General features: G+C 67.6%; 15 protein-coding genes. 12 read left to right on the plus strand and 3 right to left on the minus strand.

From position 1 onward, the window contains the following. Positions 1 to 16 precede the first annotated feature (16 nt). Positions 17 to 2,788, minus strand: coding sequence for a winged helix-turn-helix domain-containing protein (locus BLQ58_RS10755; RefSeq protein ID WP_254775891.1), 2,772 nt, complete (start codon positions 2,786 to 2,788; stop codon positions 17 to 19). A gap of 203 nt (positions 2,789 to 2,991) precedes the next feature. On the opposite strand from BLQ58_RS10755, the gene BLQ58_RS10760 reads away from it, so the two are divergent. The 8 genes from BLQ58_RS10760 to BLQ58_RS10795 all read left to right on the plus strand — a co-directional run bounded on the left by BLQ58_RS10760 (position 2,992) and on the right by BLQ58_RS10795 (position 13,734). Continuing rightward, on the plus strand, positions 2,992 to 4,671 hold the full coding sequence (locus tag BLQ58_RS10760) for a long-chain fatty acid--CoA ligase (RefSeq protein ID WP_092598078.1): 1,680 nt from the start codon (positions 2,992 to 2,994) through the stop codon (positions 4,669 to 4,671). A gap of 124 nt (positions 4,672 to 4,795) precedes the next feature. Next, positions 4,796 to 5,599: a 2,5-didehydrogluconate reductase DkgB gene (gene dkgB / locus BLQ58_RS10765; RefSeq protein WP_029051738.1), complete on the plus strand. Its 804-nt coding sequence runs from the start codon at positions 4,796 to 4,798 to the stop codon at positions 5,597 to 5,599. A 27-nt stretch (positions 5,600 to 5,626) separates the two neighbouring features. Then, positions 5,627 to 6,763, plus strand: a complete 1,137-nt coding sequence (locus BLQ58_RS10770) for an alkene reductase (protein ID WP_092597582.1) — start codon at positions 5,627 to 5,629, stop codon at positions 6,761 to 6,763. A gap of 150 nt (positions 6,764 to 6,913) precedes the next feature. Then, complete coding sequence (locus BLQ58_RS10775; RefSeq protein ID WP_254775892.1) at positions 6,914 to 7,354, plus strand: auxiliary protein of the heavy metal cation-transporting efflux system HmyCBA; 441 nt, start codon at positions 6,914 to 6,916, stop codon at positions 7,352 to 7,354. A gap of 194 nt (positions 7,355 to 7,548) precedes the next feature. Next, positions 7,549 to 8,991 (plus strand): TolC family protein, encoded by a 1,443-nt coding sequence (locus BLQ58_RS10780; protein WP_092598084.1) that lies wholly within the window; start codon positions 7,549 to 7,551, stop codon positions 8,989 to 8,991. A 2-nt stretch (positions 8,992 to 8,993) separates the two neighbouring features. After that, positions 8,994 to 10,151, plus strand: coding sequence for an efflux RND transporter periplasmic adaptor subunit (locus tag BLQ58_RS10785; RefSeq protein WP_092597585.1), 1,158 nt, complete (start codon positions 8,994 to 8,996; stop codon positions 10,149 to 10,151). A 6-nt stretch (positions 10,152 to 10,157) separates the two neighbouring features. After that, the gene (locus tag BLQ58_RS10790; RefSeq protein ID WP_029051138.1) at positions 10,158 to 13,274 is read left to right on the plus strand and encodes an efflux RND transporter permease subunit; all 3,117 of its coding nucleotides are present in this window, start codon (positions 10,158 to 10,160) and stop codon (positions 13,272 to 13,274) included. Between the two features lie 94 nt (positions 13,275 to 13,368). Then, on the plus strand, positions 13,369 to 13,734 hold the full coding sequence (locus tag BLQ58_RS10795) for a DUF2880 domain-containing protein (protein WP_254775893.1): 366 nt from the start codon (positions 13,369 to 13,371) through the stop codon (positions 13,732 to 13,734). Between the two features lie 34 nt (positions 13,735 to 13,768). Here the strand turns inward: BLQ58_RS10795 and tehA are convergent, their stop codons facing one another. Beyond that, positions 13,769 to 14,791, minus strand: a complete 1,023-nt coding sequence (tehA, locus tag BLQ58_RS10800; protein WP_049815890.1) for a dicarboxylate transporter/tellurite-resistance protein TehA — start codon at positions 14,789 to 14,791, stop codon at positions 13,769 to 13,771. A 260-nt stretch (positions 14,792 to 15,051) separates the two neighbouring features. On the opposite strand from tehA, the gene BLQ58_RS10805 reads away from it, so the two are divergent. Further along, complete coding sequence (locus BLQ58_RS10805; RefSeq protein WP_029051141.1) at positions 15,052 to 15,549, plus strand: DUF1579 domain-containing protein; 498 nt, start codon at positions 15,052 to 15,054, stop codon at positions 15,547 to 15,549. Positions 15,550 to 15,600: 51 nt separating this feature from the next. Here the strand turns inward: BLQ58_RS10805 and BLQ58_RS10810 are convergent, their stop codons facing one another. Next, positions 15,601 to 15,924, minus strand: a complete 324-nt coding sequence (locus tag BLQ58_RS10810) for a hypothetical protein (RefSeq protein ID WP_029051142.1) — start codon at positions 15,922 to 15,924, stop codon at positions 15,601 to 15,603. Between the two features lie 223 nt (positions 15,925 to 16,147). Between BLQ58_RS10810 and imuA the strand changes: the two genes are divergently transcribed. From imuA to BLQ58_RS10825, 3 genes are read left to right on the plus strand one after another with little or no spacing between them, the layout of a single operon-like run. Further along, the gene (gene imuA, locus BLQ58_RS10815; RefSeq protein WP_029051143.1) at positions 16,148 to 17,032 is read left to right on the plus strand and encodes a translesion DNA synthesis-associated protein ImuA; all 885 of its coding nucleotides are present in this window, start codon (positions 16,148 to 16,150) and stop codon (positions 17,030 to 17,032) included. Continuing rightward, positions 16,965 to 18,536, plus strand: a complete 1,572-nt coding sequence (locus BLQ58_RS10820) for a Y-family DNA polymerase (protein WP_029051144.1) — start codon at positions 16,965 to 16,967, stop codon at positions 18,534 to 18,536. Before imuA ends, BLQ58_RS10820 begins: the two co-directional genes overlap by 68 nt. Before the next feature lie 17 nt (positions 18,537 to 18,553). Continuing rightward, the gene (locus BLQ58_RS10825) at positions 18,554 to 22,048 is read left to right on the plus strand and encodes an error-prone DNA polymerase (RefSeq protein WP_029051145.1); all 3,495 of its coding nucleotides are present in this window, start codon (positions 18,554 to 18,556) and stop codon (positions 22,046 to 22,048) included. The last annotated feature ends 199 nt before the right edge of the window (positions 22,049 to 22,247 follow it).

Below are 22,247 nucleotides of genomic sequence, written 5' to 3' on the forward strand. Positions count from 1 at the left end.
GGCCCTTGAGGCCCGCTCAGTCCAGCAACCGCCTCGCACGCGCAATGGCCACCACCTCGGTACGACTTTGCGCGCCCAGCTTGGCGCTGATGCGGCGCAGGTGCGATTTCACGGTCAGCTCGGAGACGAAGAGCTTTTCGGCAATCGCGCGATTGCGGTGACCGAGCGACAGCATCCGCAGGACATCGAGTTCGCGCGCCGTCAGCGCGTCGAGGCCCGCGTCCGGTGCGGCCTGCCTCTCGACTGGCGAAGGGGCGGCCGTGTCAGTGGTCTCCGACGCACCCATGCGCGTCAGCAGTGCCGGCACGAACGTCGTGGCCACGCCGGATACCGTGCCGCCGCGCTGTGCTGTCATCCACCGCTGCAGCAGCCCGGCCAGGCGTTCGCCTTCGTCGACGAAGGTCCGGATCAGACCTTCGTGGCTGGCCATGCGCAGTGCGGCGGTCAGCGCGTCGAAGGCGGCCCGCTCGTCGCCCACCGAATCAAGGGCCATCGCATGCAGCAGCCGGAGCTTGAGCAGGCGCCAGTGGCGCTGCTGTGCGGCAGCCGTGGCAATGGCGGCGGCGAGCGCGTCGCACACCGCGCGGCCGGCGCCGCGCGCTATGTCGAGCCGCCAGCGGGCAACCGTCGGGGTGTCCACCTCATTGCCGTAGCCGGCGTCGTCGAGGGCTTCCCACGCGCTGTGCGCCTGCGCGGCATCCAGCGATTGCGCGGCGGCATCGAGTGCGCCGTCGAGGGTGGCGACACGTGCGCGCTCAAGCCATGCCGAGCAGATTGCCCGCTGCGATTGCACCTGGCGGCCCAGTTCATCGAGTTCGTGCAGGCGGCGGTGCCAGAGGTCGCGGTCACCGCGCGCCAGCGCGAGCCTCGCGCTGAGGATATGGCAGGTCGTCATCGAATCGACCGGGCCGGTCATCTTGGCGAACGGCAGCGTGTCGTTGACAAAGCGCGCGGCTTCATCGATCTGGTCCGATTCATAGAGCAGCAGCCCCAGGATCACGCCCGCGGCGGCGCGGCCGCCGGTGACCGCGTCCGGGCGCTCGTGCCACGCCTGCTGTGCAATGCGCAGCCGGGCCATCGAACGGCCCAGCCTGCCGTGGATCAGGTCGATGATGCTCTCCAGGCAGTCGGCCACGCTGCGCAGCAACGCGGCACCCGGCGCGGCCCCCAGCCGCCCGCTGGCGCCGGCATGGGCCAGCACCTTGCGCGCTTCGTCGTGCCGTCGCCCCGACACCAGGCCATACGCCACCGAATTGGCCAGCATCCAGTACTGGAACGAGTCGTCGGGTGGCAGGCGGTCGAGCAGCGGCAGACCCGTGCGGCGGCAGGCGTCGATCTGGTCCGTCATGGCGAACAGCACGCAACGTAGCGTTTCGGCCTGCAACAGCACCGCCTCGCGCGCCGCATCGGCGACGGTGTCGTCGGCAATCTGCTGCACCGTGGCCATGGCTTCGTCGAAGCGGCGGTTCAGCAGCAAGGCCCATGCCGCGCTGATCCGCACGCGCGGGTCGGCAGTACGGAGTTTGTCGCGGACCAGATCGAACCAGCGCGACAGCAGCCTGACGCGGCCGTTGTTAAGCAGGGCGTCGGCGTGTTGCGCCATCAGCGCGATGGCTTCGTGGTGCAGGCCCGCGCGCAGCAGATGATCGATGGCGGGGACGGGCCGGTCGGCCGCCAGATACCACCGCGCCGCCGCCGCATGCAGCGCGGTTTCCCGTGCCGGGTCGAGCGCGTGCAGCCGATGCTGCAGGAAGCTGGCGAACAGGCTGTGGTAGCGGTATTCGTCGTGCTCGCCGTTGAGCGGGAACAGGAACAGGTTGTTGCGCTCCAGCGTGGCCAGCATGGCCTGGCTGTCGGTGCGGCCCAGGATGGCATCGCACAGCGGCGCCGACAGTTGGGACAGGATGCTGGTTTCCAGCAGGAAGCTGCGCACCGCGTCGCTCTGCCCGCCGAGGATGTCCTCGGCAAGATACTCGGCCAGTTCGGTGTTCGAGCCTGAGAACGACGAGACAAAGCGGCCGTAGTCGGTGCGCTGGCGCAGCGACAGCGTGGCCAGGAAGATGGCCGTGGCCCAGCCCTCGGTATAGCGGTGCAGCCTGGATATCTCTGCATCGCCCAGCGGCAGGCCGCATTTGTCGCGGATGAATACCGTGGCTTCGGGCAGGGTGAACCGCAGTGCGCCGGGCTGGAGTTCCAGCAGATGGCCCCGGGCGCGGATGCGGCCAAGGCCCAGCGCAGGCGTGGTGCGCGAGGCCACCACCAGCGTGCCGATGGGCGGCAGCGATTCCAGCAGCAACTGCACGAAGTTCAGCACGGATTCGCTCTGAATCGTTTCGAAATCGTCGAGCAGGATCGCGAACGGTGCCTTCTGAGAGGCCGCGGTGGCAATCACGCTGGCCGCCAGCCGTTCGGCGGAGGCCGGTGCCTGCGTCGTGTCGGGCGCCACTGCACGGAGCCCGGCGCCAAGGTGCCCCAGGAAGCGCGGCAGGTCGTTGTCGGCGGCGTCCAGCCGCAGCCATGCCGTGGTGTGCCCCAGCGAGTGTCGCGCCGCCACATATTGCTGCATCAGCGTGGTTTTGCCGAAGCCGGCTGGCGCACGGATCAGCACCAGCCGGGCGCTGTGCGCGGCCAGCATGCTGTCGACCAGGTGCGGACGTGCCAGATGGGAATCGGCACGGGCCGGTGGCACCAGTTTCGACGCAACGATCGTCGGCATCGTCGGCATCGCCTGCGGCTTCGCGGTGCCGTCGGCGTGGTGCCGCTGCGCACCCGGCGGGCTGGGCTGCATGGCGGAGGGTCTCCTGGATCGATGTTCTTGTGGGCGCGATTGTTACATGGGTTCTGCGCGCATGAATACCCGGGGCCGCCCCGGTTTGCGGCAGGCGAAGGCCCGATTCGCAAATCGCAAATACGCAATGCGGCGCCCCCGTACTATCGTTGGGCGCCATGCCTCCCCGATGACTTCCAGACTCCACGATGACCCTCGCATCCATGGTGCCCGCATCGACCGCCTTCCGCGCCGCGCACTGGCCGTCAGGGCTACCGCGCACGATCCACGTTCCGGCCACCAGCCTGGTCTACAACGTCGAACACGCGGCGCGCCGCTATCCCGGCAAGACTGCCATCCAGTATTTCGGCACCGCCATGCCGTACACGCAACTGCTGCAGGAGATCGAGCAGCTGGCCGGCTACCTGCAACAGGACTGCGGGGTCCAGCCCGGCGACCGCGTGATGCTGTGCGCGCAGAACTGTCCGCAATACATCATTGCCAGTTACGCAATTCTGCGCGCGGAAGCCGTGCTGGTGCCGGCCAACCCGATGTGGCTGACGGGCGAGATCGAACATGTCGCGGACGACAGCGGCGCACGCGTGGCCATCGTTGCCGAAGACCTCTACGCGCAGGTGGCGCCGCTGCATGGGACGGCCATCGAGCGTGTCATCACCTTCGCCTATGCCGATGCGCTGGCCGACGACGGCGGCCTGCCGGTGCCGGGGTGGGTGCGGGATCGCAAGCCGCTGTCCGTGTCCTGCATGACCGGGCCGGCCACGACGTGGCTGGCGGCGATGGCGGTGCAACGGGTGCCGTTGCCGCACCGCGCCGGCCCGGACACGCTGGCACTGCTGGCCTACACATCGGGCACCACCGGACGGCCGAAGGGATGCATGCACACGCATCGCTCGCTGATGTGCGCGGCGGCTGGTTCGCAGGTCTGGCGCGCGAACGGGCCCGAGAGCGTGTTTCTGGCCGTGGCGCCGCTGTTCCACATGCTCGGCCTGCAGAACGGCATGCACGCGCCGCTGTACCTGGGCGCAACGATCGTGCTGATGCCGCGCTGGGATGCGGCGCTGGCGGCGGCGCTGATCGATCGTTTCCGGGTCAGCAACTGGAATGCGCCCCCGGCGATGCTGGTGGACTTCTTTGCGCAGCCCGGCATCGATGCCCGCGACCTGTCCAGCCTGGCGTTCCTTGGCGGCGGCGGCGCGGCCATGCCAGAAGCGGTCGCCACCACGCTGCAATCGCGCTTTGGCCTGCCTTATGTGGAAGCGTATGGCATGACCGAGACGGCGGCGTTCATCCTGTCGAATCCGCGCCATCGCCCCAAGCGCGAGTGCCTGGGCGTGGCCACCTTCGGCGTGGACGCCCGCGTGGTGGACCCAGCCACGTTTGCCGAACTGCGGGCCGGCGAGACGGGGGAGATCGTGCTGCACGGCGGCCAGATCATGACCGGCTACTGGCGCAATGCCGACGCCGACGCCGAAACCTTCATCGAGATCGATGGCAAGCGTTTCCTGCGCACGGGCGACCTGGGCTACATGGACGACGAGGGCTATTTCTTCATGCGCGACCGGCTCAAGCGCATGATCAACGCCAACGGCTACAAGGTGTGGCCGGCGGAGGTGGAAAGTCTGCTGTACGGGCATCCCGCCATCCACGAGGCCTGCGTGGTGGCCTCCCGGGATGCCCGGCGCGGCGAAACGGTAAAGGCCGTGGTGGTGCTCAAGCCAGGGCAGCACGGAGCGCCGGGCACCGATGAGGCGTCGATTATCGCGTGGTGCAGGGAGCACATGGCGACCTACAAGGTGCCTCGGATGGTGCGCTTCCTGAACGCCCTGCCCAAGTCCGGTACGGGCAAGATCCAGTGGCGCGCGCTGCAGGAGATGGATGACTGAGCGGTTGATTGTTGATTTAAGATCAACATTTATTCGCCGATACGCGGCTTAATCGGCAAAGGTAGCTTCGGCATACTGCGGTCATCCCAGCGGGACTGAATCCGCAATTTCACAGGAGTTACCGATGAGCATCCCGTCTTTTGGTGTTGGCACGTTTCGTCTGACAGGTCAGGCCGCCGTGGATTCGGTGCGTAACGCGCTGGACCTGGGCTACCGGGCCATCGATACCGCGCAGATCTATGGCAACGAGGCCGACGTGGGCCAGGCCATCGGCGAAAGCGGCGTCAAGCGCGACACGCTGTTCGTCACCACCAAGATCTGGACCGCGAACTACGCCGCTGACAAGCTCGTGCCGAGCTTGCGCGAGAGCCTGGACAAGCTGCGTACCGACTACGTGGACCTGACGCTGATCCATTGGCCGGCCCCGGGCAACGGCGTGTCGCTGCCCGAATTCATGGCCGCGCTGGCCGAGGCCAAGGCGCGTGGCCTGACGCGCCAGATCGGCGTGTCGAACTTCAATATCGCGCTGACGCAGCAGGCCATCGACGTGGTGGGCCGGGGCGAGATCGCGACCAACCAGATCGAACTGAGCCCGTACCTGCAGAACCGCAAGCTCACCGCATACCTGAAGGAGCAGGGCATCGCCGTGACGTCGTACATGACGCTGGCCTACGGCAAGGTGCTGAAGGACCCGGTGCTGGCGCGCATCGCCGCGAAGCACAACGCCACGGTGGCCCAGGTGACGCTCGCCTGGGCGCTGCAGCTTGGCTATGCCGTGATTCCGTCGTCGACGAAGCGCGAAAACCTGGCCAGCAACCTGCTGGCGCGCGACCTGAAGCTAGATGCCGACGACATGGCCGCCATTGCCGCGCTGGAGCGCAACGGCCGCGAGGTCAGCCCCGAAGCCCTGGCGCCGGCGTGGGACTGATCCGACCGATCCACACAGGAGTTTCCGATGAGCCTTTCTTCGATCGACACCGCTTCGCAAGCGCCGCTGTTCCAGCCCCTGACACTGGGCGGCCTGACCCTGCCCAACCGCATCGTGATGCCCCCGATGACGCGTTCGCGCGCCAGCGAGCCCGGCGATGTGCCCAATGACCTGATGGCCGAGTACTACGCTCAGCGCGCCGGTGCCGGCCTGATCGTCAGCGAAGGCACGTGGATCTCGCCGCTGGGCAAGGGCTATGCCTGGACGCCCGGCATCCATACGTCCGAGCAGGTGGCCGGCTGGCGCAAGGTAACGCGCGCCGTGCATGCCGCTGGCGGCCGCATTTTCGCGCAACTCTGGCACGTGGGGCGGCTTAGCCATATCAGCCTGCTGGACGGCCGGTCTCCGGTCTCGTCGTCGGCGATCCAGGCACAGGGTGTCAACGTCTTCGTGGCCGAGCGCGACGGCACGCCGGGCTTTGTGCAGGCATCGCAGCCGCGTGCGCTGACCGTGGACGAGATTCACGCCATCGTCGACGAATACCGCCAGGCCGCGCGCAATGCGATGGCGGCCGGCTTCGACGGCGTGGAGCTGCACGCCGCCAACGGGTACCTGGTCAACCAGTTCATCGATTCCGGGGCCAACCACCGCACGGACGAATACGGCGGATCGCTGGACAACCGCCTGCGCTTCCTGGGCGAGGTGGCCCAGGCGCTGATCGAAGGCACGGGCAGCAAGGATCGGGTCGGCGTGCGCCTGGCGCCGCTGACCACGCTGAACGGTTGCGTCGATGCGGACCCGGAAACCACCTACACAGCGGCGGCGAAGCGGCTGGGCGAGCTTGGCGTGGGCTACATCCACATTGCCGAGGCCGACTGGGACGACGCCCCGCATATGCCGCTGGCGTTCAAGCGGCGCCTGCGCGACGTATTTCCGGGCACGCTGATCTACGCCGGCAAGTACAACGCCGAGCGGGCCAACGCCGCGCTGCGGGAAGGCTGGGCGGACCTGATCGCCTTCGGCCGTCCGTTCGTGGCCAATCCCGATCTGCCCGAGCGCCTGCGCACCGGCGCCGCGCTTACCCCGCACGACCGCAACACGCTGTTCGGTGGCGGCGCGCAGGGGCTGACCGATTATCCCGCCCTGGCTGCCAGGGCCGCCTGAGACATACAGCCATACAAGACGGGAGCGCGGGAGCGGACGCAAAGGAACTCATAGCCGTTTTCTGAGTCAATTGTTGCGTTCGGTTACAATGCTGTACCGCAGCAATGTCGTCGGCATTGTCTGCCAAATGTCTGCAAACGCGCCCCCATCTTGTTACGTTTCGTCCTCTTCCTGCTGACTGCCATGTGCCTGTCCGCGCTGTCCTTTTCGGCAGCGGCGAACGTGCGCGCGACCGTGCCGCAGGTGGAGCAGGCGATCCAGGTGGTGGATGCGGCACAGGCCGACGCCCCGGACTATGCATCGCTGGCGACCGGCGACGACCTCGCCCAGTTGGTGTTGCCGGGCGATCCCGATTTCGGTGCCGACGATGAGATCGTCGACGATGGGCCGCCGCCGGGCTACTGCAATATCTGGTCGGCTGACCTGCTCGACCCGCTGGACCTGTTCGATGCGGTCGACGAAACCAGCGCCCTCTTTGTCCTGCCCAATTTCGAACCCGCTGAATCGGTGAGCGACCGCTTCCAGGCGCCCACGGCGCGTACCACGTTCGAATCCGAAGGCCTGTTCCGGCCGCCCAATCTCCTCGCCTGAGTCTACTGGCCACCGTCCCGGCTGATGCCCGGACGGTGCGCTCGTCCTTGCCCTTGCGCCCCGTAATGCCCGCGACCGTCCTGTGTCGCGGCTGAAAGCGTTTGCCGTTTGCCCCCGGTGTCCCGATGCCGGCCGGCACGCGGCACGCCTGTCGTGGGTGGCCGGGCAAGCCGCACCGTTTGAACCATTCCGACATGAAGACCAAGAAATCGTTGACCTGGGTCGCGTCGCTGTCGTTCGTGGCGGCGCCGGCCTGGGCCGTCCAGTCCGTACCGGCCGATGCGCCCGCCAACGCGCCCGCGAAGATGGCCCATACCGGGACGCAGGCCGGCGCTGGCCAGTTGCCGAGCGCGACATCCGCCGGCATCACGGCGCCGGGCATGAAGCCGGCGGCCAAGGCCATGCCGCGCGCCACCACGCCCGAGGCGGAATCCTTCGGGTTGCCGCAGCTGCTGGAACTTGCGCAATCGACCAACAAGGGCGCGGAGGCCGCGCAGGCCAATGTGGATGCGGCCACCGCCGCCATCAGCAGCGCCCGTGCGTATCCGAACCCGCAGGTGGAAGTGATGTACGGGCGGCTGTCCGGCAAGCAGCCTGGCGTGGCCAGTGGCAATGCGCCGTCGTACGCTGTCGTCCAGAAGTTCGACTATCCGAACCAGCGCAACCTGCGCCAGCAGATGGCCGGCCGCGGGCTGGAGGCATCCGAGGCCCAGCGCCAGACCTTCCGTGCCGAACTGGCCGCGCGGGTCAAGACGGCGTACTTCCAGGTGCTGCGGCGCGAGACCGAACTGGCCGCCGCGCGCGAGGACCTGAACCTGATGCGCCAGATCCAGGAGCGCGCCAAGGTGCGCGTGGATGTGGGCGAGGCGCCACGCTACGAACTGATCAAGGCCGATACCGAACTGCTGGCGGCGCAGAAGACGCTGCAGACGGCCGAACTGCGCGTCGATCAGTCCAAGGCCACCCTGCGCCAGCAGGTGGGGGGCGCCATGCCCGCGCGCTTCGGGCTGGTGGGCAGCCTGGCCAATACGCCCGACGTGCCGAACCTGGCCTTGTTGCGCGACAGCATGCAGGCCAATAACGCCGAACTGAACCAGCGCCGCAGCGAACTGGAACGCGCCCGCCTGGGCGTGGACTACCAGCGTTCCCTGCGCTGGCCGGAGGTGTCGCTGCGCGCCAGTACCGATCGCCAGCCGGACAACAACGTCTCGCAGATCGGCCTGGTGATGACGATTCCGTTGTGGGACCGCCGCAGCGGCCCGGTGGGCGAAGCCACGGCGCAGGCCACGCAGGCGCGCACCGCGCTGGAGGCGCGCGAGTTCGAACTCACGCAGGAGCTGGACACCGCCTACCAGCAGTACGAGATCACGCAGGCGCAGGTCACCGCGCTGGAATCGGGCATCGTGCGGGAAGCCGAGTCGGCGCTGGGCGTGGCGGAAGCCGCCTACCGCTTTGGCGAGCGCGGCATTCTCGACTATCTCGACGCGCAGCGCGTGCTGCGCAATGCGCGCAGTGAACTGATCAACGCGCAGTACGAACTGCAGATCGCCGCCATCCAGATCGAAAAGCTCATGTCGGCCACGCCTGGCGCCGCTGCCGTCGTGCCCTCCCGGCCCGTCTCACAGAATCTGAACTGAACATGCGTCCCTCTCATTCCCTGCTTTCCATTGCCGCCGCTGTCGTGATGGTGATGTCGCTGGCCGGCTGCTCCAAGGAACCCGAAGCCGTTGCCGAGGCGCCCAAGCTGCCGCCCGGCATCGTCAAGGCCGAAGACAACCTGCAGAAGACCCTCAAGGTGGCACCCGTGGCATCGTCCCCGTTCAGCGAAATGCTGCGCGTGGCGGGCCGTATCGACTTCGACGAACAGCGTGTGTCGCGCATCGGCGCCACCGTCACCGGCCGTGTGACCGATCTCTACGCCATCCTGGGCGATGAAGTGAAGGCCGGCCAGGTGCTGGCCCGCCTTCACAGCAGCGAACTTGGCGCCGCGCAGATGGCCTTCCTGAAGGCCGAGGCCCAGAACGACCTGCAGGCCCGCAACGCCGAGCGCGCGCGCCAGCTGTTCGACGCCGACGTGATCGGCCGCGCCGAACTGCAGCGCCGCCAGAGCGAATACGCGATAGCCGCCGCGGAGATGCGCGCCTATCGCGACCAGCTGCGCGTGCTGGGCATGTCCGCGCAGGCCATATCCACGCTGGCGAAGAACGGCAGCATCGAGTCGTATTCGCCGGTGTTTTCGAGCATCAGCGGCACCGTGGTGGAGCGCAACGTGGCCCAGGGCCAGGTGGTGCAGCCGGCCGACGCGCTGTACACCGTGGCCGACCTGTCGCGCGTCTGGGTGGTGGCCGAGGTGCCCGAGCAGCAGGCCGCCCAGGTGGCCGAAGGCCAGGCCGTCGACATCGAGGTGCCGTCGCTGGCCAATACCAACGGCCGCATCACGGGCAAGCTGATCTACGTGGGCCGTACCGTGAATCCGCAATCGCGCACGGTGCTGGTCCGTACCGAGCTGGAGAACAAGGAAGGGCGCCTGAAGCCGGCCATGCTGGCCAGCATGCTGATCGCGGGCAAGCCCGTCGATACGCTGGTGGTACCCGGTTCCGCCGTGGTGCGCGACGGCAACGACGAGCAGGTCTACGTGGAAACGGCGCCCGGCCAGTATCGCCTGACCAAGGTGAAGCTGGGTTCGGAAAGCGACGGCATGCGCGTGGTGCAGAGCGGTATCAAGGCAGGCGATCGCGTGGTCGTGGAGGGTGCGTTCCACCTCGACAACGAGCGCAAGCGCCTGGAACAGGGGTAAGCCGCCATGATGACATCGCTTGTGGAGGCCGCGATCAAGCAGCGGCTGGTGGTGTGCGTGGTGGCGGTGGTGCTGTTCTTCTTTGGCCTGCGCGCGGCCGGCAAGCTGTCGGTCGATGCGTTCCCGGACGTGACCAACGTCCAGGTGCAGATCGCCACCGAAGCCACCGGCCGCTCGCCCGAAGAGGTGGAGCGCTTTGTCACCGTGCCCATCGAAATGTCGATGACGGGCCTGCCCGGACTCGAGGAGATGCGCTCGCTGAACAAGGCCGGCCTGTCCCTGATCACGCTCGTGTTCACGGACAAGACCGACGTCTACTTCGCGCGGCAGCTCGTTATGGAGCGGCTGATCGAGGTGTCAGGCCGCATGCCGGAAGGCGTGACGCCGGTGCTGGGGCCGGTATCCACCGGCCTGGGCGAGGTCTACCAGTACACGCTGGACCGCCCCGACGACGGTAACCGCGAACTGACCCAGGAAGAGCTTGCCGAGCGCCGCATCGCGCAGGACTGGGTGGTGCGGCCGCTGCTGCGCTCGATTCCGGGCGTGGCCGAAATCAACTCGCAGGGCGGCTACGTGCGGCAGTACCAGGCACTGGTCAACCCGGAGCGCATGCGTCACTACGAAGTCAGCCTGCAGCAGGTGTACCAGGCGCTGGCGCGCAACAACGCCAACTCCGGCGGCGGCGTGCTGCCGCACTACGCGGAGCAGTACCTGATTCGCGGCGTGGGTCTGGCCAAGGGCGTGGACGATATCGGCAGCATCGTGCTCAAGGAGATCAACGGCACGCCGGTCTACCTGCGCGACGTGGCGCAGGTGACGATCGGCCACGAGGTGCGTCAGGGGGCCGTGGTCAAGAACGGCCAGACCGAAGCCGTGGGCGGCATCGTGATGATGATGCGCGCCGGCAACGCCAAGGAGGTGGTGAGCCGCGTCAAGGCGCGTGTGGCGGAGATCAACGCGAAGGGCATGATCCCCGGCGGCCTGCAGATCGTGCCGTACTACGACCGCAGCGAACTGGTGGACGCCGCGCTGTGGACGGTCACCAAGGTGCTGCTCGAAGGGGTGGTGCTGGTGGTGATCGTGCTGTTCCTGTTCCTGGGGGACGTGCGCTCGTCGGTCATCGTGCTGGCCACGCTGGTGCTGACGCCGTTGCTGACGTTCATGGTGATGAACCGGATCGGGCTGTCGGCCAACCTGATGTCGCTGGGAGGGCTGGCCATCGCCATCGGCCTGATGGTGGATGGCTCGGTGGTGGTCGTCGAGAACGCGTTCGAGCGGCTGGGCCATGCGGACAAGTCGGGGCTGACCCGCAACCAGGTCCTGGTCAAGGCGGTGCAGGAAGTGGCCACGCCGGTGATCGTCGGGGTGGGCATCATCATCCTGGTGTTCCTGCCGCTGATGACGCTGCAGGGCATGGAAGGCAAGATGTTCGCGCCGCTGGCCATCACGATCTCGATTGCGCTGGCCATCTCGCTGTTCCTGTCGCTGACGCTGTCGCCCGTGCTGTCGTCGTACCTGCTCAAGGGCGGTGCCGAGCATGACACGCGCGTGATCGCGTTCATGAAGCGGCACTACCTGCGCATGCTGCACTGGGCGCTGCTCAACAGCAGGAAGACGGTGCTGTCGGCGGTGGGCCTGTTCGTGGCCACGGTGCTGATCGTGCCGATGCTCGGGACGTCGTTCATTCCGGAAATGAAGGAAGGGTCGATCGTGCCGGCGCTGGACCGCGTGCCGAACATCTCGCTGGAGGAGTCGATCAAGCTGGAGCGGCAGGCCAACAAGCTGGTGCTTGAGGTGCCGGGCGTGAAGTCGGTGGTGTCCGGCGTGGGCCGGGGCGAAAGCCCGGCCGACCCGCAGGGACAGAACGAGTCGACGCCGATCGCCAGCCTCAAGGACCGCGACGAGTGGCCCGACGGCTGGACGCAGGACGATATCGCCAACGCCATCCGCGAAAAGCTCAAGGCCATTCCGGGCGTGCAGATCGTGATGGCGCAGCCGATCTCGGACCGCGTGGACGAGATGGTCAGCGGCGTGCGTTCCGACATCGCCGTGAAAATCTTCGGCGATGATCTCGACCGCCTTCGCGGGCTGGCCGGCGAGATCGCGCGCGTGGCGGGCGGCATCAAGGGCTCGGAGGATGTGCGTATCGAGCGGATTTCGGGCCAGCAGTACCTGTCGATCGAAATCGATCGGCAGGCGATTGCGCGCTACGGGCTGAACGTATCGGACATCCACGACATCATCGAGATCGCCATCGGCGGCAAGCGCGCCACGGACATCTTCGAGGGCGAGCGCCGCTTTGCGGCGGCGGTGCGCCTGCCGGAGGAGTTCCGCGGCAACGTGCAGGCCATCCGCCAGCTGCTGGTGCAGGCGCCCGACGGCGTGCAGGTGCCGTTGCAGAGCGTGGCGAAGATCGAGGTCAGCGATGGCCCGGCGCAGATCAGCCGCGAAATGGCCAAGCGCCGCGTGGTGGTGATGATCAATGTGAAGGACCGCGACCTGGGCGGCTTCGTGGCCGAACTGCAGTCGGCCACGGAGGCCAAGGTCAAGCTGCCGGAGGGCTACTACTACGAGTGGGGCGGCCAGTTCCAGAACATGGAGCGCGCCATGGGCCACCTGAAGGTGATCGTGCCGATCACCATCGCCGCGATCTTCTTCCTGCTGTTCCTGCTGTTCAACTCGCTGCGTTTTGCCACGCTGATCATCACGGTGCTGCCGTTTGCATCGATCGGGGGCATCATCGGGCTGTTCGTCACCGGCGAATACCTGTCGGTGCCGGCATCGGTGGGCTTTATCGCGCTGTGGGGCATGGCGGTGCTGAACGGGGTGGTGCTGGTGTCGTACATCCGCACGCTGCGCGAGTCGGGCATGTCGCTGCGCAATGCGGTGGTGCGCGGCGCCACCCAGCGGTTCCGGCCGGTGATGATGACCGCTACCATCGCCATGCTGGGCCTCGTGCCGTTCCTGTTCTCGGACGGCCCGGGCTCGGAGGTGCAGCGGCCGCTGGCCGTGGTGGTGATCGGCGGGCTGATCACGTCGACATTGCTGACCCTGGTGATGGTGCCCACGCTGTATCGCTGGTTCGACGACCGCAAGCCCGAACCGCGCGACATGTCCGTGTAATGGCGTGAGCGCGTAAGGGATTTCCGCCGCAGTACAATGGCAACCGGCCGGCATGCATCGCGCGTGCCGGCCGTTTTCGTTCTGGAGTACACCTGTGACAACATACATGCGCCGCAAGCTCGTGCCGGCCCTGGCCTGCGTGGCCATCGGACTGCCGATGGTGGCAGCCGCCGCCGATGCACCGGTCAATATCGAAATGGGGCAGCGTGGCGGCCGGCCGGAAGCGCCCGAGGCGCCAGTGGCCTGCATGGAGGCCGTCAAGGCCAAACTGCCGAACCCGGACAGATTCCGCTGGGTGCAGGGCACCTCGCGCCGCGTGGCCGAGGATGTCTACAGCGTGGTCGGCAGCATTGAATTCGTGAACCAGGCCGGCGAGGCGCGCAAGGGCGAGGCCCAGTGCGACGTGATGCGCGCACCGGGCAACCAGTTCATCGTGCCGAAGGTCCGCCTGCCGCAGTAAGCGCCTGCCGCAGTAATCGGCAGGCGGCAGCCGGTCAGGCCGTCTCGGTGGCCCCCACGGGCGCGGAGGCGGCGGGCACCGTTGGCGTGGGCAGCAGCTTGCCGCGCAGCAGCAGCGCCACGGTCTTCCAGATCAGCAGCCCGATGATCGCATTGGCCGCTATGAACAACGCGAACGCGGCGCCGTCCAGGTCGCCGGCACCCCGGGCGACCATGCGGATCGCCATGCCGGGCAGGGCCGCCACGCCAAAGCTGAATGCCCAGTAGCCCGGCGAGAAACGCTGCGTGCCGATCCACGGCAGCAACCGCAGCATCAGCAGCGCCTGGTACAGGCCATAACCCAGCAACGCGTAGGCGAACAGGTCGGGATGACCCTGCGTCAGTGCCAGGTAGGCCGTGCCACCCACCACGGGCGGGGCGATCTGGATGCCCAGCAGCGCACGACGTGCCTCGGGCAGCGGCGCGTTGACAGCCGCACGATTCAGCAACACCGATTCGATGGCGATCCACGACAGCAGGCTGGCGCCGAACAGCAGCATGCCGATGGTCTGCCAGCCAAACAGCACGGCAGAGGTGGCGCCCACGAAGCCCGGCGCCACGGCTGGCAGGTAGGCGGCCGGCGTCACGGCTTCGGGCCGCATGCCGCCTTGCCAGAGCCGGCCATGGAGCGCGGCGCCGAGCGCCAGTTGCCCGACCGTCGCGGCGATGAACAGCGCAACGGCTATCTGCGGCGCATAGGGATGTACCAGTTGTGTGACCAGCAGCGTGGAAGTCGGAATCAGCGCAGCGAACGACGATTGCACCGGATCGGCCATCTCGGCGCGGGCGGCCGCCGGTGCCACCCCCCATTTGCGCGCATAGGCACCCAGCAACACCACCCACATGGCCAGACCCACCCACGTCAGTACCGTGGCCGGCAACGCGGGCACGGCCCATACGTGAATGGCACCGCGCCAGACATTGGCCAGCGCCAGCGTGCCGACGGCCATGCCGAAGAACGACAGCGGAATGGTTCGGACCGCGGCGGAGGAGGTGGGGGACAGGGTGGGGGCGCCCATGATTGGCTCGCATTCGGTTCGTGTTGACGTATCGGATAGTACGCAGACATGGGCGGTGCAGCAGACGCGGGCGACTCAATGTCTTGCTCTTCCGTCTCAAAGCGCTTTCCGTTGCTAAAAGTGATCTACGCGCCTCAAGATTAAGTTTCTGTCATGCCGGCACGCCGATGTGGACATCGATCCGTTCATCTCCTACGATTTGTGTACGCTGTACACAAGGCAGCGAGATCGATCCGAACGTATCCACAGGAGACCCTGGCATGAATGTCGAAATCACCAACGAACATCGCTGGCTGCACAGGCTGGTTGGCAACTGGACGGCAGAAGGCGAAGCGCAGATGGGCCCCGAAGGCCCTGCCGAGAAGTGGAAGATCCCCGAGCAGGTGAGCAAGGTTGGCGACACCTGGGTGCAGACCCGCTCCGAAGGGGAATTCCCCGGTTGCGGGCCGGCCGTGACGGTCATGACGTTGGGTTACGACCCCGCCCGCAAGCATTTCGTGGGCACCTTCATCGGTTCGATGATGACCCACATGTGGGTCTACGAGGGTGACCTGGAGGCCGATGGCAAGACGTTGACCCTCCGCGCCGATGGTCCGGCGTTCGGTCCGGATGGCACCGTGGTGCCGGGCAAGATGGCGAAGTATCGCGATGTGATTGCGTTTCAGGACGACGACAACCGCACGCTGACGTCATTCATGCAGACCGACAACGGCGAGTGGATCCAGATCATGCAGGCCCGCTACCGGCGGGACAGGTAGCCGAGGCGCCCATCGGGGCGGGGCGGCCGGTCATCCTGCGTTCAGCCTGGATCAGGCCCGGTCCAGTTCGCTGCTGTTCCACCAGGCTTCCAGCAGCGGCTGGAAGCGGTCGTCGGGGGCCGGCGGAATTCGCGTGCTCTTGCGGGCCGGCGGCAACTGGCGTCCGGTCAGCTGATAGAACACGGCGGCCGGCGGCGTGCCGGGGCCGTAGGGCACATGGTCGATCACGCTCATCTGCCGCGCGGCTTTCAGGGCGCGCGTGGTCTCCTCGGCGGACAGGCCGCAGGCGTCGGCCAGCCCGTCACGGCGCACCGGGCCCTGACGCTGCAGACCTTCAATCAGCAGATGCACGCATTCGCGCGTATTCCTTTTCATGCCGGGCATTTTTCCGCACTGCCTGACACTTCACAATGACACTTGACACTTGTTTGCAATCGTCCACGTGGAAGTGTGGCAAGGACGCAAAAATCACTTCATAAGCGTCGATTCAGACACTTGGATAGCGTACCCCTTGCGCCGGCCTCGATACTGTATAAACATACAGTATTCGACGAATTCCTATGTCTGCGCCGATTGCGCGTGGGCCGACAACCCGATCATGACCCCCGCCCCGCATGGGCAGCCTTCGCTTCTGGCGGAGGACCATGCGCCCCCGTCCTTCCCGCTTGCCGAGCCGCCCCGCGAATCGGTGCGCGAACTCGAACAGCGGTATCCCGGCCTGTGGCGCGCGGGCCAGCTGGGCCGTGCCGGCCGGCTGCCCGTCTGTCCGACCGGCTATGACGCGCTGACCGCCGAGTTGCCGGGCGGCGGCTGGCCGGCCGGTGCGGTGACGGAACTGCTGCTGACACAGGACGGAGCAGGCGAGTTGCGCCTGCTGATGCCGGCGCTGCGCACGCTGGCGGCCGGTGGGCGGCGCATCGCGCTGGTCAATCCGCCTTACCTGCCGAATGCTGGCGGACTGGCGGGCGAATTGAACGATGGCCGCCTGCCCGCACGGCAGCTCTACTGGGTGCGGCCGCCGGTGGCCGCCACGATGGCCTCGCAGCGCACGGACATGCTCTGGGCGGCCGAGCAGATGCTGCGCAGCCAGGCGTTTGGCGCGGTGCTGGTGTGGCTGGCCGGCGCGCGGCCCGAGGCGCTGCGGCGCCTGCAGGTGCTGGCGCAGGCCGGCGATACCGTGGTGTGGGTGCTGCGGCCCATGCGGGTGCTGCACGACTCGTCGCCAGCGGTGCTGCGGCTGGCGCTGTCGCCGCAGCCCGGCAACCTGATGTCGATCACCTTCCACAAGCGGCGCGGCCCGGTGCGCGACACGCCGTTGCTGTTGCCACTCGAAGGCATGGCCCATGTGCCCCGGCGCACGGGCATGCCTGCCGTTCCCACGCCCGCCGTCGCGGCGGGTCTCGATCCGATTGCCCATGACGTACTGGATCGCGGTGCATCTGCCGCGCCTGCCGCTGGACGCGCTGCAACCGAGCTGGCCTGAGCCCGCCGGCACCCCCGCCGCGCATGGCAACGGTACGCTGCAGCAACTGCCGGTGGCCGTGATGGCGCACGAGCGCGTGGTGCTGGCCAATGGCCCGGCCGCGGCGCTGGGCGTGTGCTACGGCATGCGGCGCGGCGGCGTGCAGGCGTTGTCTGCCGATGTGCTGCAGCTTGAACGCGACCCGGTCGCCGAAGCCGGTCTGGTGACATCGGTGGCGCTGACGCTGCTGCACTTCACGCCGGCCGTGACGATCGACCCGGAACCCGAATCGGCCACGGTGATGCTCGACGTCACGGCCAGCCTGCGGCTGTTCGGCGGGCATCGCGCGCTGTGCCGGGCGATCCGCACCCGCGTACGGCAACTGGGCACGTTCGTGCAGGTCGGCAGCGGCACCACGGCGCAGGGCGCGGCATGGCTGGCGCGCCAGCCGCTGCGCCGCACGCCGCGCGGCATCGTCCGGCCGGCCCGGCGCGCGGTGCAGGCGCCGCGCATGATGCGCCTGCTGGACCGCCTGCCCGTGACCTGCCTGCAGGCGTACACCGATCCGGACTGGCTCGAAGGCGTTGGCTGCCACACGCTTGGACAGGTGCGGCAGTTGCCGCGCGCGGGTTTGTCACGCCGTATCGGCACCGAACTGCTGGCGCGGCTGGACCAGGCCTATGGCAAGGTTCCTTCGGGCTTTGCATGGTTCGAAGCGCCGCCCGCGTTTGCGCAACGCATGGAGTTGCCGGGCCGCATCGAATCGGCCGAAGGCGTGCTGGCCGGCGCGCAGCGGCTGCTGCTGGCGCTGTCGGGCTGGCTGGCGGCGCAGCAGGCCGGCGTGACGCGCTGCGTGCTGGTACTGGAACATGAACGCTACCGGCTGGGAGAGGACACCGACAGCACGCCGGTGCCGCTGGCGCTGGCGCAGCCGAGCCGCGATCCCGTGCATCTGTCGAAGCTGCTGCGCGAGAAGCTCGACAAGGTGCGTTTTCATGCGCCGGTAGGCGGCCTGGGCCTGCGCGTGGAGACGATGGAAACCTGCGTGCCGCAGAGCGATTCGCTGTTTCCGGAGCCCGGCGCCGAACCGGCCGAACTGGGCCGGCTGATCGATACGCTGGTCGCCCGCCTGGGCCGCGACAACGTGCTGCAGCCGCAGTCGCTGGCCGACCATCGTCCCGAGCGCGCCAACCAGTGGTGCCCGGTGGGCGAGACGCCCGCGCGCAGCCCGGCGGCCGGGGCCTTGCCGCCGGAGCGGCCGCTCTGGCTGCTGGAAGCGCCGCAGCCGCTGCGTGTGGAAAAGCACCGTCCCGTGTACCAGGGGCCGCTGGTCATGCTGACGCGCCCCGAGCGTATCGAGGCCGGCTGGTGGGATGGCGGCCTGGCCACGCGCGACTATTTCATTGCCGAACGCGCCGACGGGCTGCGCTGCTGGGTCTATCGTGAACGCCCAGGCCGCCCCCTGCGCGACGGTCAGGAAGACGGCGGCGAATACCGCTGGTTCCTGCACGGCCTGTTTGCCTGAGTGCCCGGAGTTTGGCGATGTTGCCCGGATTGCCTTCCCTGTTGCCGTCGTTGCCCGACTATGTCGAGCTGCACTGCATTTCCAACTTCACGTTCCTGACTGGCGCGTCACATCCGCAGGAGCTGATTTCCCGCGCGTTCCAGCTGGGCTACAGCGGCCTGGCACTGACCGACGAGTGTTCGGTGGCCGGCACCGCCCGCGCGCACCACGCCATCAAGGTATTGCGCGAGGACATGTGGGAAGCCGTGGCCCGCAGCGCGCGGCGCCTGGCGGCGGGGCAAAGCGCGGGCGATCTGGACGAGGTGGAGGACATCGTGGCCTTCGTCGAGGAAGAAGACGAGGAGGGCAGCGAGGGTGGCGAAGGCAGCGAGGGTGGCGAGGGTGGCGAGGATGGCGAGGATGGCGAGGATGGCGAGGATGGCGAGGAGGAAGGGGCGCCGGTGGACTTCGGCGAAGACCCCGATGCCGCGGCACGCCGGCACGCGATGCTTGAAACGCTGGCTGCGGCGGCCGACGCGTTCAACCTGATCATCGGCAGCCGCTTCACGCTGACGGCGGCACCGGGCGACACCATGCCGCCGCCCCGGCTGGTGCTGCTGGCGCAGAACCGCGAGGGCTTCGGCAATCTCAGCGAGTTCATCACGCTCGGGCGCCGCCGTGCCGACAAGGGCAGCTACGTGCTGTATCCGTCCGATATCGCCGATCCCCAGCCCGACGAGCACCACTTGCGCGGCATGCCCGATTGCCTTGCGATCCTGCTGCCCGACTACTGCGCCGATGCCGATGTGCTGCGCGCACAGGCGCAATGGTGCCGGCACGTATTCGGCGATCGCGTATCGATCGCGCTGGAACTGCTGCAGGGCCATGCCGAAGCGTTGCACCGCGAACGCCTGCAGCAGGTGTCGCGCGATACCGGCGTGCCGCTGGTGGCCACCGGTGCAGTCAACATGCATGTGCGTTCGCGCAAGCCGCTGTCCGATGTGCTGACCGCCATCCGGCTTGGCCAGCCGCTGCCGGCCTGCGGCATGGCGCTGGCGCCCAATGCCGAAGCCCACCTGCGCATGCGGCAGGTGCTGTCCCGGCTCTATCCGCGCGAGGCGCTCGCGCGTACGCTGCATATCGCCGACCAGTGCCGGTTCTCGCTCGACACGTTGCGCTACGAATATCCCGAGGAACTGGTGCCCGACGGGCTGACGCCGATCGGCTACCTGCGGCAGGCGGTCAGGAAAGGCATCGACGAACGATTCCCGCACGGCATGGAGCCCGAATGGAAAGAGCAGCTCGAAGGCGAGCTTGAACTGATCGAAGAGAAGCGCTACGAGCCATTCTTCCTGACTGTCTACGACATTGTCAGCCATGCGCGCAAGCTGGGCATCCTGTGCCAGGGGCGCGGCTCGGCGGCCAATTCACTGGTCTGCTACTGCCTGCATATCACCGAGGTCAGCCCTGAGCAGGCCAACCTGCTGTTCGGGCGCTTCCTGTCGCGCGAGCGCGACGAGCCGCCCGATATCGACGTCGACTTCGAGCACCAGCGGCGCGAGGAAGTCATCCAGTACATCTACGACAAGTACGGCCGCCATCGTGCCGCGCTGGCGGCGTCGCTGATCACGTATCGGTCGCGCAGCGCGTTGCGCGACGTGGGGCGCGCGCTCGGCATCGACCCGAGCGTGGTGGAGCAGGTGGTCAAGGGCCAGGCGTGGTGGGACGGCGGCACCGAATTCATCGAGCGGATATCCCGCTACGGGCTGGACCCCGATTCGCCGGCCGTGCAGCAATGGGCCAGCCTGACCGAGCAGTTGCGCGGCTTCCCGCGCCACCTGTCGCAGCACGTGGGCGGCTTTGTGATCGCCCGGCACAAGCTGTCGCGGCTGGTGCCGATCGAGAACGCCGCCATGAAGGACCGCAGCGTGATCCAGTGGGACAAGGACGATCTGGAGTCGCTGGGCCTGCTCAAGGTGGACGTGCTGGCGCTGGGCATGCTGACCGCCATCCGGCGTGCGCTGGCGATGATTCCGAATCCCGAGCCCGATCGCGCGGGCCTCCCCACGCGCATGGAAGACCTGCCCGAGACCGACGATGCCACCTACGCGATGATCTGCAAGGCCGACACCATCGGCGTGTTCCAGATCGAATCGCGCGCGCAGCAGTCGATGCTGCCGCGCCTGCAGCCGCGCCAGTACTACGACCTGGTGGTGGAAGTGGCGATCGTGCGGCCCGGGCCGATCCAGGGCGGCATGGTGCATCCGTACCTGAAGCGGCGCGAGGACCTGCGCCGCACGGGCAAGCTGCCCACCTACTTCAACGACGTGATCCGTCGCGTGCTGGGCCGCACGCTGGGTATTCCGATCTTCCAGGAACAGGTGATGCAGCTGGCCATCGAGGCGGCCGGCTTCACGCCGGGCCAGGCCGACCAGCTGCGCCGCTCGATGGCCGCGTGGCGCCGCCGGGGCGACCTGAAGAAGCACCAGGACGCGCTGGTGCGTGCGCTGACGTCGCGCGGCTACCCGGAGGCCTTCGCGCTGGCCATCTGCAAGCAGATCGAGGGGTTTGGCGAATATGGCTTCCCGGAAAGCCATGCGGCCAGCTTCGCCAAGCTGGTCTATGTGAGTGCCTGGATCAAGTGCCACCACCCCGACGCGTTCCTGTGCGCGCTGCTCAACAGCCTGCCGATGGGATTCTATTCGGCATCGCAACTGGTGCAGGACGCGCGCCGTCACAAGGTGGAAGCGCAGCCCGTGGACGTGACGGTCAGCGGCTGGGAAAGCGCGCTGGAACCGCGGCGGCCAGGGCAGCTGCATCGCGACGTACGGCTGGGCATGAATCGCGTGAAGGGCATGCGCGAGGCTGCGGCGCTGCGCATCGAGGCCGCGCGTGCCGAACGGCCCTTCGAGAACGTGGAAGACCTGGCGCGCCGCGCGCGGCTCGATGCCCACGATATCGACGTGCTGGCCGCCGCCGACGCACTGGTGTCGCTGGCCGGCCATCGGCGCCAGGCGCGCTGGCATGCGCGCGGCGCGGCGGTGCAGACTGCGCATCGCGACCTGCTGCACGAGGCGCCGCCGCAGGAACTGGCGCTGGCGCTGCCCGAGCCGAAGATCGGGGAGGACGTGGCGGCCGACTATGCAAGCCTGGGCCTGTCACTGAAATGCCACCCGCTGACGCTGCTGCGACGTCGGCTGGCCGCGCTCAAGTACATCACCGCGCAGCAGCTGTCACGCCTGGGCAACGGCCGCCGCGTGCGGGCGTGCGGCATCGTGACGGTGCGCCAGCGTCCATCCACGGCCAGCGGCACGATCTTTACGTCCATCGAGGACGAAACCGGATCGATCAACGTGATCATCTGGCCCGACCTGGTCGAACGCCAGCGCAAGGAGGTACTGGGCGCCACGCTGATGGGCGTGATCGGCACCTGGCAACGGCAGGGCGACGTGAGGCACCTGGTGGCCCAGGAACTGGTGGACCTGAGCCCGCTGCTGGGCAGGCTGATGGTGGGGAGCCGGGATTTTCATTGACATCGGAATGTTCCGACTGGCGATGGAAGGGACAAGCCGCTACCGATGAATTTCGGCTCCGTATATCGGCAAAAATTGATTTCGGGATTTCGTTTGAGTTAGTTGTAGCGGACGCAAAACCAATATTCCCCGCTGGTTTGAAACCGGATAACGTGCGCCGCGAGGTGCGTGGCCTGTGTGCCGCCCCCCGTTCGCACGG

The sequence above is a fragment of the Ralstonia sp. 25mfcol4.1 genome (assembly GCF_900104095.1).
GTDB lineage: Bacteria > Pseudomonadota > Gammaproteobacteria > Burkholderiales > Burkholderiaceae > Cupriavidus.